Source organism: Lacinutrix algicola (genome assembly GCF_001418085.1).
Lineage (GTDB): Bacteria > Bacteroidota > Bacteroidia > Flavobacteriales > Flavobacteriaceae > Lacinutrix > Lacinutrix algicola.
On sequence record NZ_LIQH01000024.1, the window covers coordinates 91,545 to 106,832 of the forward strand.

At 32.2% G+C, this 15,288-nt stretch carries 11 protein-coding genes; 2 read left to right on the forward strand and 9 right to left on the reverse strand.

Annotated features, from left to right (window positions below):
* Positions 1 to 29: 29 nt before the first annotated feature.
* The 8 genes from ASC41_RS03525 to porU all read right to left on the reverse strand — a co-directional run bounded on the left by ASC41_RS03525 (position 30) and on the right by porU (position 11,107).
* Complete coding sequence (locus ASC41_RS03525) at positions 30 to 713, reverse strand: SDR family NAD(P)-dependent oxidoreductase (RefSeq protein WP_055435265.1); 684 nt, start codon at positions 711 to 713, stop codon at positions 30 to 32.
* The gene (locus ASC41_RS03530) at positions 706 to 1,707 is read right to left on the reverse strand and encodes a M28 family metallopeptidase (RefSeq protein ID WP_055435266.1); all 1,002 of its coding nucleotides are present in this window, start codon (positions 1,705 to 1,707) and stop codon (positions 706 to 708) included. The genes ASC41_RS03525 and ASC41_RS03530 overlap by 8 nt, the downstream gene beginning before the upstream one ends.
* 91 nt (positions 1,708 to 1,798) lie before the next feature.
* Entirely contained in the window at positions 1,799 to 2,539 is a 741-nt protein-coding gene (locus ASC41_RS03535) for a hypothetical protein (protein ID WP_152971409.1), read from the reverse strand.
* A gap of 47 nt (positions 2,540 to 2,586) precedes the next feature.
* Positions 2,587 to 4,215 (reverse strand): pyruvate dehydrogenase complex dihydrolipoamide acetyltransferase, encoded by a 1,629-nt coding sequence (locus ASC41_RS03540; protein ID WP_055435268.1) that lies wholly within the window; start codon positions 4,213 to 4,215, stop codon positions 2,587 to 2,589.
* Positions 4,216 to 4,218: 3 nt separating this feature from the next.
* Positions 4,219 to 5,220, reverse strand: coding sequence for a pyruvate dehydrogenase (acetyl-transferring) E1 component subunit alpha (pdhA, locus tag ASC41_RS03545; protein WP_055435269.1), 1,002 nt, complete (start codon positions 5,218 to 5,220; stop codon positions 4,219 to 4,221).
* A gap of 167 nt (positions 5,221 to 5,387) precedes the next feature.
* Positions 5,388 to 5,870, reverse strand: a complete 483-nt coding sequence (gene cdd, locus ASC41_RS03550; protein ID WP_055435270.1) for a cytidine deaminase — start codon at positions 5,868 to 5,870, stop codon at positions 5,388 to 5,390.
* Between the two features lie 89 nt (positions 5,871 to 5,959).
* Complete coding sequence (porV, locus tag ASC41_RS03555) at positions 5,960 to 7,201, reverse strand: type IX secretion system outer membrane channel protein PorV (protein WP_055435271.1); 1,242 nt, start codon at positions 7,199 to 7,201, stop codon at positions 5,960 to 5,962.
* A 33-nt stretch (positions 7,202 to 7,234) separates the two neighbouring features.
* Positions 7,235 to 11,107: a type IX secretion system sortase PorU gene (porU, locus tag ASC41_RS03560; protein ID WP_055435272.1), complete on the reverse strand. Its 3,873-nt coding sequence runs from the start codon at positions 11,105 to 11,107 to the stop codon at positions 7,235 to 7,237.
* 265 nt (positions 11,108 to 11,372) lie between these two features.
* Between porU and gldJ the strand changes: the two genes are divergently transcribed.
* Positions 11,373 to 13,043, forward strand: a complete 1,671-nt coding sequence (gene gldJ / locus ASC41_RS03565) for a gliding motility lipoprotein GldJ (RefSeq protein ID WP_476737417.1) — start codon at positions 11,373 to 11,375, stop codon at positions 13,041 to 13,043.
* Between the two features lie 65 nt (positions 13,044 to 13,108).
* On the forward strand, positions 13,109 to 14,392 hold the full coding sequence (locus ASC41_RS03570; protein ID WP_055435274.1) for a UDP-N-acetylmuramoyl-tripeptide--D-alanyl-D-alanine ligase: 1,284 nt from the start codon (positions 13,109 to 13,111) through the stop codon (positions 14,390 to 14,392).
* Between the two features lie 7 nt (positions 14,393 to 14,399).
* On the opposite strand, the gene ASC41_RS03575 is transcribed toward ASC41_RS03570, so the two are convergent.
* Positions 14,400 to 15,203 carry an alpha/beta hydrolase gene (locus tag ASC41_RS03575; RefSeq protein ID WP_055435275.1) on the reverse strand — a complete coding sequence of 268 codons (804 nt, stop codon included), beginning with the start codon at positions 15,201 to 15,203 and terminating at the stop codon, positions 14,400 to 14,402.
* Between the last annotated feature and the right edge of the window lie 85 nt (positions 15,204 to 15,288).

Genomic DNA, 15,288 nt, shown 5'->3' on the forward strand with positions numbered 1-15,288 from the left:
TAAGCTAGTTTAAATTAAAAATCTAAATTTTAAGGTGTAGAGTTAGCTACTTGTAGCATTTTTCCATTATAATACTTATTCCCATTTAAAGAGAAATCTGCAATGTATTTAGCCATATCTAATGCTGATGTTGGCGCTTGATAACCTGGAAAAGCTTCCTCTAACATTTCGGTTTGTACAGCTCCTAAAGCTAATACATTAAAGCTTGGTCCAGTTTCTTTATATTCTTCGGCCAAAAGCTCTGTAAGTGTTACCACGGCACCTTTACTAGAACTATAAGCAGATAATCCAGGAAACTTAACACTACCTTGCACACCACCAATAGAACTTATAGTAACAACATGGCTTTCTTTTATCATGAAAGGTAAAACGCAACGCGTCATTTCGGCAACACCAAAAACGTTAGTTTTATACACGTATTCAAAATCTTCTATTGTGGTTTCTGCAAATGGTTTGTTTAAAAGCGCTCCTGCATTATTAATAAGTATATCTACTTGTTTCCATTCTTTAGTAACATACGCTTCTACTTTTTTGTAATCCTCTTTTTTACTTAAATCGAATGCAAAAGATTCGATATTATCAAAATGTAAATTACTAACCGGCTGTGCGTTTCTAGACAATGCCAATACATTATGTCCTTGATTAGCTAAAATATGTACTAACTCGAAACCAATACCTCTACTTGTACCTGTAATAATTATATTCTTACTCATTCATTTTAATGTCTTGTGTTGGAGCATTAGCCATTTGCTCTAAAACTGGTGCTAATTTATTTATTAAATCTGCCATAAAATTGTAATCTAATTTATCTACCTCATCGTCTACATGGTGGTAAAAATCGAAATTTGTTAAATCGCAAGATGATACAGTATGACTTGGCACTTTAAATTCTTCATAAAACGCATAATTATCTGAGCGTTTAAATAAACCATATTTTTTAGCCACATCTGAAGCTCCAATAAAATTTTCACCAGCATAATCATTCATCTTTTCGGCTAAGTTTGATAATTCGTAACCTGTAATAAAAGCTTCGTAATCTCTATCTACAAATGGCACACCAATCATTTCTATATTAATCATGGTATATAAATTAATATTACTTTCTTTTAATCTTTTAGCTAAATGCTTAGATCCTAATAATCCTTTTTCTTCCGCTGTAAAAGTTGTAAAAATGATACTTCTTTTATTGGTTTTATTTTTAGAAAAATATTTAGCTAAAGACAATACACCACTTGTTCCTGCTGCATTATCATTTGCACCATTTGCAATAGTATCTCCGTTTACGTCTTTTGCTGTACCAATATGGTCGTAATGTGCTCCAATTACAATAAACTCGTCTTTAAGTTTTGGATCTGTACCTTCTAAATAACCAATAACATTATAGGCGCTTAATTCTTCTATTTCAAAATTATCTCTGTATGTTTCGAAGTATGGCTTCAAACCGTAAGACTTAAACTTAGTTTCTATATAACTTGCTGCTACTTCTATACCTTCACTACCTGTATCTCTACCGTTCAAATCATCAGAAGCCAAGAAAGAAACCATTTCTTTAAGCTCTGCTGCGTTAACAAAATCTATTGTTTTAACTGGAGCATTAGTTTCTACAGTTTCAATTGTAGTGCTTGCACTTGTTTCTGTTGTTGTCTTTTTTGCTGAATCGCAACCTATAAATAAGGCCATTACACCTAAAGTAGTTAGTATTTTCATTTGTCTATTTTATTAGAGTTTAAAGATAAAAAAAACCTGAATCAAATTCTTGATTCAGGCTTTTTAATATGTACATAAAAAAGGTTGATACCTATTTCATTTTCTTATTTGCTTTTTTTGCTAAACGCTGTACTTTTTTATTTAAATCTTTCATCAATTTTTCTACAGCACTTTCACACATTGGTTGTATTTTACTAGTACTCATTACAGGAATACCTCCAACCATTACTGCTTTCTTTTTCGAACCTGCAATTTCTCTAAATTGAAAAATACTATTATTATCTTTAGTATAAAGATCCATAGCATATCTAGCTTGTACGCTAACATATCCCATGCTTCCTATTCCTGTTTTAACAAACCCGAATGATAGATTAACAAACATAATAGCATCTACTCCTAAAGCTTCTGCTACAACCTTTAAATCTTTAACATTTTTTCTGTAAGAAGGAATTACATTATAACCCTCTATGGCAGTAGTTGTTTCAACATTTGTTAAAAAATTTGATCCTTCTTGATAAGTTGGAACAAACTCTTTGTAAACTTCGTTAGATAATACTTCTTTTTCATCTATAATTTCGAAATCGAAGTTCTTAGTATATTCACTAAAAAAGGCAGTATGCAGTTTTTTTAGTGGCTCTGTTAAATTAAAATCTGGATCATCACTTAGCTTCGTATTTTTAGCAATTAAATCTGCCGAGGCGCTTAATGCGGATAAATCAATAGTTTTATCTGCATAAAAAGTAATTACTGCAACTTTCTTTTTTTGAGCATTACCAATTAACATTGATAACGAAAGAAACGTCATTAGTACTATAGCCTTAATGTTCTTCATTTTAATTTGTTTTTTATAATAGATTAGTCAATTTAATCAAAATTAGCTTAAACTAACATTGTTACTGGATTTTCAATAAACCCTTTTAATGTTTGTAAAAACTGAGCTCCTGTTGCTCCATCGACCGTTCTATGATCACATGCTAAACATAATTTCATAGTATTACCAACTACAATTTGTCCGTTTTTAACAACTGGTTTTTCAACAATATTACCAACAGATAAAATAGCAGAATTAGGTTGATTAATGATAGATGTAAAACTATCGATACCAAACATTCCTAAATTAGAAATAGTAAATGTACTACCTTCCATTTCGTCTAAAGCTAACTTTTTGCTTCTTGCTTTACCAGCATATTCTCTAACAGCTGCACCAATTTGAGGTAAACTTTGCTCGTTTGCAAATTTAACTACAGGCACTAACAATCCGTCTGGTACAGCAACTGCTACACCAATATGTACGTGATTGTTTAATTTCATTCTATCATCGAACCACTGAGAGTTAACTTGCGGATGCTCTTTTAAGGCTAAAGCACATGCTTTAACAATGATATCGTTATAAGAAATTTTAATATCTGGTACAGAGTTGTATTGTTTTCTAAACGCTATTGCATTTTCCATATCAAACTCCACATTTAAATAATAATGTGGTGCCGTAAATTTAGACTTCGCTAAGTTTTTGGCAATTGCTTTACGCATGTTTGAGTTAGGTATCTCGTCGAAATCTTCTTGACCAGTTGCAACAAATTTAGCTGTTGAAGCAGATCCTGATGCAGATGGTGTAAAGTTTTCGATATCACGTTTTACAATACGTCCGTTTTCTCCAGAACCTTTAACTTGATTAAGTTGAATACCTTTTTCTTCGGCCATCTTTTTGGCTAAAGGAGAAATAAATAATCTACCAGAATTTGTATTAGAAGCAGTTGCTTTAGCTTGTTGCTTAGGCGCTTCTTTCTTTGCTTCTGCTTTTGGAGTCTCTTCTTTTGGAGCTTCCTCTTTTTGCACTTCTTCTTTTTTAGCTGAAGAACCTTCTACCTGAAAGTTTTTAGCAATAGAAGAAACATCTGTTCCTGCAGGACCAATAATAGCTAATAAAGAATCTACTTTTGCTGAAGCTCCTTCTTCTAAACCTATAAACAATAAAGTTCCTGATTGAAAAGATTCGAATTCCATTGTAGCTTTATCTGTTTCAATCTCGGCAAGAATATCACCTTCTTCTACAGTATCTCCAATTTGTTTTAACCATGTTGCCACAGTTCCTTCTTCCATTGTATCACTTAAACGTGGCATAGTTACTACTATAACACCTTCTGGTAATGCTTCTTCTGTTTTAGGAGTTTCGCTTTTGCTCTCCGTAGTAGCTTCAGCTTTATCCTCATTTGGAGTTTCAGCTTTAGCTTCAGTAGTACTTCCGCTTAATAATCCAGAAATATCTTCACCTTCGTCTCCTATAATAGCTAAAAGTGTATCTACTTTTGCTGTTTCACCTTCTTGAATACCAATATGTAATAAGACTCCTTCATTAAAAGACTCAAATTCCATTGTAGCTTTATCAGTTTCAATTTCAGCTAAAATATCACCTTCTTCAATTTTATCACCTACTTTCTTTAGCCAACTTGCTACAGTGCCTTCTTCCATTGTGTCGCTTAAACGCGGCATATTTATTACTTCAGCCATAGCTTATTTTATTTTGTGATCTATAAAAGGATAATCTTCTTGCTCGTATACCACATCGTACATTAAGCTTTTTTCTGGATATGGAGATTCATCTGCGAATTTCTCACATTCTGCTACTAATGCTTTAACGCGCTTATCGATTACTTTTAAATCGTCTTCGCTAGCGTAGTTTTCTTTAAGAATAATATCTTTAACCTGCTTAATAGGATCTATTTTCTTGTATTCTTCTACTTCATCTTTTGTTCTATAATGCTGAGCATCTGACATTGAGTGACCTCTATAACGGTATGTTTTCACTTCTAAGAAAGTTGGACCTCCACCTGATCTTGCACGAGTAATCGCTTCATCAAAAGCTTCGGCAACTTTAATAGGATTCATTCCATCTACAGGTCCAGAAGGCATTTCGTATCCACGTCCTAATTTCCAAATATCTGTATGGTTTGCTGTACGCTCTACACTTGTTCCCATAGCATACCCATTGTTCTCACAAACGAATACTACTGGCAAGTTCCAAAGCATTGCTAAGTTAAAAGTCTCATGTAAAGAACCTTGTCTTGCTGCTCCATCACCAAAACAGCAAATAGTTACTGCATTTTGATCGTGGTATTTATCTCCAAAAGCCATTCCAGCTCCTAATGGAATTTGACCTCCTACAATACCATGTCCACCATAAAAACGGTGTTCTTTAGAAAATATATGCATTGAACCACCTAAACCTTGAGAAGTTCCTGTTGCTTTTCCAAATAATTCTGCCATTACACGTTTAGGATCTACTCCCATACCTATAGGCTGAACGTGATTACGATATGCAGTAATCATTTTATCTTTTGTTAAGTCCATTGCATGTAAAGCTCCTGCTAATACTGCTTCTTGGCCATTATACAAATGAAGGAATCCTCTAACTTTTTGTTGGATATAAACTGCAGCAAGTTTGTCTTCAAACTTTCTCCAGAAATACATGTCTTCATACCATTTAAGGTATACTTCTTTAGTTATTTTTTGCATTTTTGGTGTTTCTTTTCTATAAATTAAAAACCACTTAAAATTGATATTCGTTCAATTAATCAATTTTAAAAAATTGTTTCACTAACAAAAGTAACACTTTGTATTGGTTTACCAAAAGTGAAAATTAACTAATGTTATATGATTTCAAGATTTTTTTTACGAAAACGTTATAGATTTGATGAATCGAAACCAAAAGGTAATAAATTGGATAATGAGTTAGATCTCATAACCTTGCCAATCTCTCCCATAAAATAGATTTCTATAGCACTTCCCTGCTTTGTTTCGTATTCTGCAATAGACTGTCTACAAGCTCCACAAGGCGGAATTGGCGCACTTGTTTTCTGGTTTTGAGACGCCGCAGTAATAGCCATTTTTACAATTTTTGCTTTTGGATACTTAGCTCCTGCATAAAAAATAGCTGTTCGCTCTGCACACAATCCAGAAGGATAAGAAGCATTTTCTTGATTACTACCAGAAATAATTTCACCATTATCTAGCAATATTGCTGTACCTACGTGAAACCTTGAATAAGGAGCGTAAGCATTATCTCTTGCTTCTATTGCATTTTGCATTAAACTTTGAATATCTTTAGGTGTATCTTCTAAAGTATCGAAAACATAAAGTTTAGATTCTATTATTACTTCTTTCATATAATTCTAATTAAAAAACTACAAATTAATTTAGACAAAAAAACTATTGCTTTGGGCAATAGTTTTTATTTTTTAAAATATTCTATATTTTAATATTCTGTATATTCTCCTTCTCCAAGATTAAACGTTAAAGAAAAACGTAATGTACTTTCTAATGGACTTTGCACTTTTGATGCAGAGAACAAATATGATAAATCTAGATTAAGAACATTGTATTTAAATCCTGCTCCTAAGGCAAAAAACTTACGTGCTCCTTTTGTTTCATGCTCGTTAAAATAACCAGCTCTAAATGCAAAAGAATCTTGGTATAAGTATTCTAAACCTACCGCATAAGTAAACTCTTGTAACTCTTCCTTTCCTCCTCCTGGTGCATCACCAAAAGATTGAAAAATACCTGACATAAAATCTACATCATTATCTTGACCGTCTATTATATAATCATTATCTACAGCAATCAACACATCTTCTCCTGCTTGATAACCTTCGTTCTCTCCGCTTTCTGTATATTCTGTTCTCTTTCCAAGAACTGGAGGAGTTGGAACTAACAATTTAGAAAATTCTACTGTTGCTCCAAGTTTATTGTATTGATCGAAAATAAAATCGAAACCACCACCTAAACGTAATGTTGTTGGTTGGAAATTTTCTTGTCCACCTTCGTCGTAGTTAAATTTAGGCCCTAAATTTTGAAGAGCAAAACCACCTCTCCAACGACCATTAAAGTCGTTATAAGCCTCTTCTTCACTTTGGTAGTAACCTGTAATATCTACACCAAATGTACTTGCGGCTTTTAAATCTTGACCATCTTCTGTCTGTAATTTTAAATCTGAACGCAAGTAACGCATTGCTACAGCCATACCAAATTGATCGCTTAGCCTTAAACTATATGAAAGATCTAAAGCTAACTCATTTGGCTTCTGAATTAATGGAGTAGAATTTTCATCTTTAACAAACTCTATTTCTCCTAAACTAAAATAAGTTAAACTAGCTCCAAAAGCACTTTGTTCATCTATTCTATTGAAATAAGAGACATAACCAATACCTATGTCATTTACCAACTTACTTAAATATGGAGTATAACTTAATGAGATACCTGATTTTGCTGTTGAAAAAACATACTTAGCTGGGTTCCACTTTTGAGAAAATGCATCTACCGAAGTTGCAACTCCCATATCTCCCATTGCTGCAGCTCTAGCGTCCGGTGCTATTAAAAGAAACGGCATACCTGTTGTTATTACTCGTGTATCTTGATAAGGCTCTACTAGAAATGAACTTTGCGCATTACCATAGGCCGTAAAAACTAACACAATTACTATTAAAATATTCTTTTTCATAAATCAATTTTATTTGGCAAATATAATTTTTTATTATAGGATTACAAGCTTCTCAATTTTTTCTACTGTTTTATTTGTGGCACTAGAATGTACTTTTAATTTATAAATATAGGTTCCTTTTCCTATTTTATCTCCAAAGTCGTCTCTACCGTCCCATACGATGTCTCTCGATGTTGAACTTGTAGATTTTGTACCAACTCCTGTTGTTTGACCATTTAATGTTCTAACTATTTTACCAGATACTGTAAATATTTGTACAGAAACATCTAAAACTTCCGAACTGTTATGACTAAACCAAAACTCTGTATAATTTACAAACGGATTTGGATAATTAAGCACATTTTCAATTACTAGATTTTCGTCTTCATTAAAAACTCTAAACTGTAACTCTGCAGTAGAAGAATTATTGTAAACATCCCATGCTTTAACTGTTAAAGTATGTAATCCAGGCTCTAAATCTCTAAAAGGATAACTTAAACTTCCTCTTGTATAATCGTCTAACTCGGTTACATAATAATTATTAAGCACGTAAGGGTTTACTTCGTCTCCATCTAATATGGCCACTATATCGTGCCCAATACCACTTGCGGTATTTATTCCATTTTCATCTTGTAATTTCACCAATAATATTGGAGACTCGTTTGTTATACCTCCTGAAACGAAGTTTTCATCATTCATGTATAAATTTATATTAGGCCCAAGATTATCTTCTGCTGCGTTTTCATTTATACCACCTATTTGTAATACGTTTATATCTCCACCTGACTCATCACTGACTGAATTTTCTCGCGAGGCATAAAAACTTATTTTTCCATAACCTACAGGTATTCCAATATCTCTAGGCACAATAAAATCGAATTCAAATTCTCCATTTGTAACAGTAGATTGCCCTCTAAAAATAACTTCTCCTAAGGTTTCATACTGCAACTTAATTAACGAACCCGCTTCTGTGGTGTTGTCGTTTCCTAAGGTTTCTCTTTGTATTAACTTATCATAAATAGTTGTAACAACTTTACCATTATAATTAGTTAATAAATTTCCTGAAACATCTGTAACTTCTCCTGCTAATTTAGTATAACTTAAAGCCTCTAAAACTTCTGAATTACCAGCTACTGGTACATCGTTTATTTTAGTTAGTCTAACATTTGGTTTTGGGAATGCTAATTTTAGTGCTGGATCTCCTATATAAAAAACTAAATATTTCTGACCAACTCCAGCAATACTATTACTGTTTTTTGTTAACCTAAGTGCTTCGGCCATTGAAGGATATTCATGATCTAAATAAGTATCTGTATCACTATACGAAAACAAATATTCTTCTAGTTTAATATTAAATTCAACTCCCACAGACACAAAAATTTGACGCGTAGTAGATATTAAAGAAATTGCTCCTCCGTCTTTATTCCAATATACTAATTCACCTGCTGTTATTCTAAGCGGATTATCGAATCGTGTGTACTCACAAGTTACGGTTACAAAACAACTTAACTTACAATCGTTTCTAAGGTCCTGAGCTTCTGGTTTTTGAAAAAACCTCTCGGTCGCCCAACCATCTTCTCCTCCGTGCCCAAAATAATTAACTACAAGCGCTCCATTTTCAATAGCATTTGAAATTGCAGTTGAAACCTCTGGATAACGGTCTCCTCCTGCCGATGCTTCTTGTTGGTATGAATCTGCATGAATTTTTATTGCATTTAAAAATGGCTTTTCTGTAGTGATTTCATCAGCAATTTGGTCTGTAGTTTCTTGTAGGGTTCTTTCATAAACTTCATCAACATCGTCTGAGATTGCAATAAAATTATTTCTCCAACTCCCCAATGCCGCCTCAGAATAATACACTTCTACTTTATCTACCATCTCCTTTGCACGTGTTGGTGAATCTGCAATTATTCTACCTACAGCAATGTCTAATCTATCAGAAGTAACCATGGTTCCTTCGTTTAAACCCATCATACCATAGAAGTCATCTGAAACAAATGAATTTGTTAAATTATAACTATCGAAAGCATGCCATGAGGGTGTATTATATGTATTTGGTGAAACTCTAGATTTATAATCGAATGAAGTATCTCCAAAAAGGCATAAATATTTCAGTCTATTTTCTGGTAAACTGGCATTATCGTATACATACCTAACTAAGTTTCTTATTGCTGAAATATCTCTATTACCCGTGTTGAACTCATTATATATAGAATTTAAAGTAACAACTTTTACATTTAAATTGTTTTTGTCCCTATTTAATTGCGCCAAACGGTTAGCTTGACTTAAAAGAGTACTTGGCGTAACAATAATATAATCGACGTCTTGAAAATTCCCTTGACTATCGTTAAAAATTGTTCCTTTAATATTTTGATTTCCAACTGAAGAGTTTCCAGGGTTTATAGGTTCATATAAATCTGATGCCGTAATTGCAACATATTTTTTCAAACTTCCTAAAGCTGATTTAAAACTTAAGGTAGCATCTGAATTTAGTTTATTAGTAATATTATTTTCATCAGTAATATCCCAAACTTCAAAAACATTAGAAGCATTAGACATACTATATAATCCGATTCCAGAATCTTGAGCAGCGTCTCTGTTAAAAAACTCAAATTGTTTTCCACTATAAATTAAATCTCTTGTTGCTTCTATGGAAATATAATCGATGTAACCTACTGCACTTGGCACTCCTAATTTATCGTATTCAACTTTTACAGAAAGATTATCTGAATCTACACTTATATCATTAGCATAATTTGCACTAACACCATAATTATGCCCATCTACTCCAGGAGTTGTAATTGCTGCAACCTGATTATTATTAACACTAACAGTCCAATTTGCGGCATTACCAGATGTTGAAGCTCCATTAAACACAAATTTAACAGGCTCTGAAATTACAAGGTTTGGAAAATTAAAGTCGAATATTTTAGTAGTTTCAATATCTAATTTATCACCAAACCACCTTCTTCCTACATAAGCAAGGCTAAACTCATCTATTTCATGAAATTGAAAATCTTGAAACGTAGTTATTGTTGTTGTTGCATTACCTGACGGCTCTGCCATGTTTTGAATTCTTTTACCACTACCAAATCCGATATTTATATAATAATACGTTACATCTTGATATGGATTAATATTAGTATTAACCAAAGGATCGTTTACAATACCTTCTGGACCTACACCATAAAACAAAACATAATCACCATTATTAAATACACCATCTTCCTCTCCAACAACCTTAATTGCATTTTCAATAGGATCTAGAGGATAGTTATCATCATTTAAATAAGGTATCATTTGTCCTCCCTTTCCATAAATTTTTATAGATCTCGGATCAATAGAATTTGTATTAATACCCAAGTTATCCATAAAACTTTTAGTCATTTTAAAGACTCCTGTTTTGTTTATTGCAAACTTATACCAAGTCCCAGAACTTAATACAGAATTTGAAATTGGTTGATTATTACCATTTCTATAAAACAAGTTAGAATTCTCATAATCAACTGTAAAAGAAGTAACTTTTTGATAAGAATTTGTTCCAGTTTTCACTATTGCAGAAACTGTTAAAAAAGCATATTTATCTTCCCTCGCTTCCGCATTTTTTAAACTATATTTAATAGAAGTAGGAATAGTTTTTAAATCTAAATCTTTTAATTCTGTTGTAGAAATGGAAGCATATTTAACATTAGTTAAAGTTATACTACTCTCTTTTATACTAGAATTAGTATCCCATTGCGCTACAAAACTAACTCCGTCGTTTAGACTAAAACTATAATGTTCTACAGGCGAAAAACTAGGCACTTGAATACTATAACCATCTGTACTCATGGTTTTAGCAGCGTTCCATGTTAAATTAAAATTCTTCTGTTGCGAATAGGCTATAGTACAAAGCAGTACTGTAATACCAAATAATATCTTTTTCATTGCTTTAAATAACGTGATTATTTCAATGTTATTATTTCATTTTTAACATTTTTATAACAACGATTCAAAATTACAATAATAAATTAAAAAATAAGACGTTATAATGATTCAAAACATCGGCTAAAAACTAATCACAAATCGATGTATAGTAAATAAATGGGATAAAGCGTATTTATTTTTTAGTTAATTTTACAAAATAGCTTGTAGAGTTATGTAGAATTATTATATTGCGTCTCCAAAAAAAACTTAATTAGCTCATAAACGTATCAGTATGAAAAAAGTAATTGTATCAAGGATTTTAATGCTATTAGCAGTTTCGATTACCTTGGTTGGCTGTGGTAGATCTGGCGGATCAAACGTAGATAGCGCCACTGGCTGGGAAATTAACGCTAAAGAAGGCGGATTTCAATACAACACAAAATTTAAAGAACAAGAAACTCCTCCGGGAACTGTTTTTGTAGAAGGTGGTACTTTTACAATGGGACGTGTTCAGGATGATGTAATGCATGATTGGAATAATACTCCAAACCAGCAACACATTCAGTCTTTCTACATGGATGAAACAGAAGTAACCAATCAAAACTACTTAATGTACTTAGATTGGATTAAGCAAGTTTATCCACCAGAAGACGAAAATTTTAGAAAAATATACGAAGGTGTTGTACCAGATACTTTAGTATGGAGAAACCGTTTAGGTTATAACGAAGTAATGACTGAAAACTATTTACGCCACCCAGGATATGGACAATATCCAGTAGTTGGTGTAAGTTGGATTCAAGCTGTTGAATATGCAAACTGGAGATCGGATAGAGTTCAGGAAAAAGCATTACAACAAGAAGGTTACTTAAAACAAGATAGCCAATACGAAGCTACTGCAGATGCAAACTTTAGTACAGATACTTATATTAATGCGCCAACTCAAACTTTTGGTGGGAATGAAGATATTTTAAGAGGCGGAAAATTAAAACCTCAAATGGATGCTAACGGTGAAGAAATTAACGTTTATGCTTCTAGACAGACAGGTATTATTTCTCCTAAATACAGACTTCCTACTGAAACAGAATGGGAATATGCTGCCTTAGGTTTATCTGAAATTAGAAGTTATAATGTTTATAGAGGTCGTAAAAAATATCCTTGGGATGGACAGTACACTCGTTCAGGAACACGCAAAATTAAAGGAGATCAATTAGCAAACTTTAAACAAGGTAAAGGTGATTATGGTGGAATTGCAGGATGGTCTGACGATGGTGCTGATATTACTGCTCAAGTAAAAACTTACGCTCCAAACGATTTCGGTTTATACGATATGGCAGGAAACGTTGCAGAATGGGTTGCCGATGTTTACAGACCTATTGTTGATGATGAGTTTAACGATTTCAACTACTATAGAGGAAACGTTTACACTAAAAATGCTATTACTGAAGAAGGTACAGTTAAAATTGTAACTACAGATGAGATTGTTTTTGATACACTTCCAAACGGAAAAGTAATCGCAAGAGATTTACCTGGTGAAATTGCTCAAGTTCCTGTTGATGAAGATGAAACTTACTTAAGAACAAACTTCGACAGAAGTGATAACCGTAACTTTAGAGATGGTGATAGACGTTCTTCTCGTGGATATGCAGATTTTGACGAATCAGAAGGAGAAAAGGATGCTCTAACAAGTAAAATGTATAACTCACCTAAACATTCTACAGAAGTTGATTCTTCTGGAAATATGATTAGAGAATGGGATAAGAGTAGTAAAAGAACATCTTTAATTAACGACGAAGCTCGTGTATTTAAAGGAGGTTCTTGGAAAGATAGAGAATACTGGTTAGACCCAGCACAAAGACGTTACTTCCCACAAAATATGGCTACAGACTATATTGGGTTTAGATGTGCAATGTCTAGAGTAGGTTCTAAATCTAAATCTAAAAACAAAACTAAAAACTAATATTAGTTTTAAATAATATTAAAAGTCCTAACGTTTAGTTAGGACTTTTTTTATACTTTTATTTTATGAAAATAGAACAACTGCACACCCTTTTTTTAGAATGCAAAGGCATTTCTACAGACACGAGAAAAGTATCTAAAAACAATATGTTTTTTGCCTTAAAAGGTGATAATTTTAATGGCAATACCTTTGCTTTAAAAGCAATAGAATTAGGAGCAAATTATGTTATAATAGATGAAGTTGAACATAAAGCATCGAACAAAACTATTTTAGTTGATAATGTACTAGAAACATTGCAAGCGCTAGCCTCTTACCATAGAACTTTTTTAAGCATTCCAATAATTGCTTTAACTGGAAGTAACGGTAAAACAACAACAAAAGAATTAATAAATACTGTACTCTCTAAAAAGTACAAAACAACAGCCACAATAGGAAATTTAAATAACCATATTGGAGTACCATTAACCTTACTTTCAATGACCAACGAGACAGAAATTGGTATTGTTGAAATGGGAGCGAATCACTTAAAAGAGATTGAATTTCTTTGCAGCATAGCTAAGCCAGATTACGGATACATTACCAACTTTGGGAAAGCCCATTTAGAAGGTTTTGGAAGTATTCAGGGAGTAATTAATGGTAAAAGCGAACTTTACACCTATTTAATTAAAAACGCTAAGCACATATTTTTAAATGCAGATGACTCCATTCAAAAAGAAAAACTAAACACATATATTAAAAAGCTTGGTTTTTCGGAAACAGATTCTAACTATTTTAAAATAGAGTTTATTGAGGCGAATCCATTTGTTTCTTTTGAGATTGAAGATTCTACAATTAACTCTCAACTTATTGGGAAATATAATTTCACAAATCTTTGTGCTGCAGCAATAATTGGGAAATATTTTAATGTAGAATTAAATGAAATTAAAGAAGCCTTAGAAGACTACGCTCCAACTAACAATAGATCACAAATAATAGAAAAAGGCACAAATAAAATTATTCTAGACGCCTATAATGCAAATCCAACAAGCATGAAAGCAGCATTAGAAAATTTTAGTGCTTTAAAAGATGAAACTAAAATAGCTTTTTTAGGAGATATGTTAGAATTAGGAACAGATGCAAAACAAGAACATCAAGCCATTTTAGACTTATCTACTAGCTTGAATATCGATTCAATTTATTTAGTTGGAGAAAACTTTTTTGAATCTGAAAATAAATCTCATAGAGCAAAACAATTTATCTCTTTTGAAACTTTAAAAGAAGAATTAAAAACCGTAAAGATAAAAAATAGAACACTATTAATTAAAGGTTCAAGAGGAATGGCTTTAGAAAGAATACTAGACTTTGTGTAAAGTAAGTTTAAATAGTATCTAAAAATGCTTTAAATGCATTTCTATAACCTTGAAAACCTTTTGTTGATTTCCACAATACACGAGAACCATGAATCCCTTCTTCGATAGGCTTATAATGCGTAAGGTTTTCTGTTTTCATTTTACTCACTAAAGTGCTTAAGTCTTTTGTTTCACCTAACGATGCAGTAACAAAAGTAGGTTTATCTAAATCTTTAATTTCATTTTGAATATTCATTCCTTTATAATATTCTCCTGGACTAAAAGCTGCAACTGCCTTAATCTTATTGTTTTTCTCTCCTATTAGCATTGCTAAAGTCGCAGAATAAGAACTTCCAACAAGTAATAATTGAGTATTATCATTTGTCTTATACACATAATCTATAGCAGCAATAATATCTTGCTTACCATTAATATATTCTGTCTCTAAGTTTTTTGACTTAGCCAACTTAGCCGTTTCATTAATAACATCATTTACTCCGTCACCAGAACGTTGATCTATCGCCATAACAGAATAACCATAACTATTTAAAAGTAAAGCGGTGTCTATATATTCTCCACGACTAAAACCTGCTTGATGGCATAACAAAACACTAATTGGATTATCATCGACTTTATAAACATCTGCTGTAATAGTTAAACCATCTAAAGATGGAAATGTTACGGTTTCCTTTGTCATTTCTTTTGTATTATTATTGTTAACCAAATCTATCTTATCATGCTTCGTTGAAACATCATTTAAAACATTATTCTTATCGCTTTTACAAGATGAGATTATAAATATAAGAGCTAATAATATAATATTTTTTTTCATTATTAAATTTTAAAATAAAGGTATAAAAATAGTTTCTAAAAACAGAATTGTATAAAAACAAAAAAATCTCAATGACTAATCATTG